This is a genomic window from Nonomuraea antri (assembly GCF_013283785.1).
Lineage (GTDB): Bacteria > Actinomycetota > Actinomycetes > Streptosporangiales > Streptosporangiaceae > Nonomuraea > Nonomuraea antri.
Genome location: NZ_JABCPZ010000552.1, coordinates 1 through 1,207, shown reverse-complemented (window position 1 = coordinate 1,207; position 1,207 = coordinate 1). Strand labels below are relative to the sequence as shown.

Below are 1,207 nucleotides of genomic sequence, written 5' to 3'. Positions count from 1 at the left end.
GGGGGCGGCTTCGGGTACGGCACGGAGCTGGCGATGCCGTCGCTGCCGTCCAGCATCGTCGTGCACGAATCGGAGGGGCTGCGGCGGCTGGTGCGGCTGGAGGCGCACAACGAGATCGTCCTCGCGCTCGCCGACGGCGCCCCCGTGGCGATGGCGCCCGACCAGATCTGCATGGTCTCGGCGGCGGACGGCGTGGTGGTGGACGTGGACAAGGCGAGTCCCGGCATGGACGTGGAGGTCATGGTGGTCAAGGCGGCGCCGGTCTGGCACTCGGAACGCGGCCTGGCCCTGGGCGGCACCCGCGCGTTCGGGTTCCCCCTGTGAACGGCGGGAGGAGCCGGAGATGAGCGGAGTGCGCGCGCCCGGCTGGGAGGCGCCGGTCACGGTGGCCGAGCTGGTGAACGCCGGCCCGCTGGCCGGGGCCAGGATGTACGGCACCGGCGAGAACCCGGTGCACCAGGTGCGGATCGTGGACGAGCTGTCGGTGTTCGGCGCGGTGGCCCCGCACACGGCGGTCGTCCTGATCGGGGCGGCGGCCGGCGGCGGGTGGGCGGTGGAGATGGCCATGCGGCGGGCCTGGGAACAGGCCGCGGCCTGCGTCATCGCGCCGTCGGGCGGGCTCAGCGCGGGCTCAGGCGAGGTGCTGGCCGAGCGGCTCGGCGTCACGTTGATCTTCGTGGACGAGGATCCGCTGGTCACGGCGGTGCGGGTGGCGTCGGCGGCCTCCCGTCCCGACGCGGCGCGCACCCAGCTGGTGGCCAGGTGCGCGACCCGGCTGGCGGAGGCGGCCGCGTCGGCCCGCCGGGTGCTCGGCGTGCTGAACGCCGAACTGCCTGGCACGTCGGTGGCCTTCCTCGACCGCTACGGCGGCCACCTGGCCGGACGGCGGGCCACCGGGTCAGCCACTGGGCCGGCCGCTGGGCGGGTGGTGGCCGAGGTGCCGGTGCCCGACCAGGAGGGCGGCGTGCTCGGGACGCTGGTCGCCGGCGGTCCCGCGCGCTCGCCCGGCTGGCCGGCGGTGGTGCGTACCGTGCTGGAGCTGGCGGCGGCCCCGCTGGCCGCGTGGACCGCCACGGAACGGCTGCGCGCCGCCCACGACTTCGCCCTGCAGGCCGCACTCGCCGAACGCCTGCTCACCGAACACGAACAGGAGCAGGGAGAAACACAGGAGCCGGGAGAGACGCGGGAGGCGGCGGTCGCGCTGGGG

1 protein-coding gene and 1 pseudogene are annotated in these 1,207 nt (G+C 76.1%); both read left to right on the top strand.

The annotated features are described in order from the left end of the window. Positions 1 to 324: S-methyl thiohydantoin desulfurase domain-containing protein (locus tag HII36_RS55300; protein ID WP_173531407.1), on the top strand; the 324-nt coding region annotated here is incomplete at its 5' end. A gap of 19 nt (positions 325 to 343) precedes the next feature. Next, positions 344 to 1,207, top strand: a pseudogene (locus tag HII36_RS55295) (hypothetical protein); the annotation flags it as partial.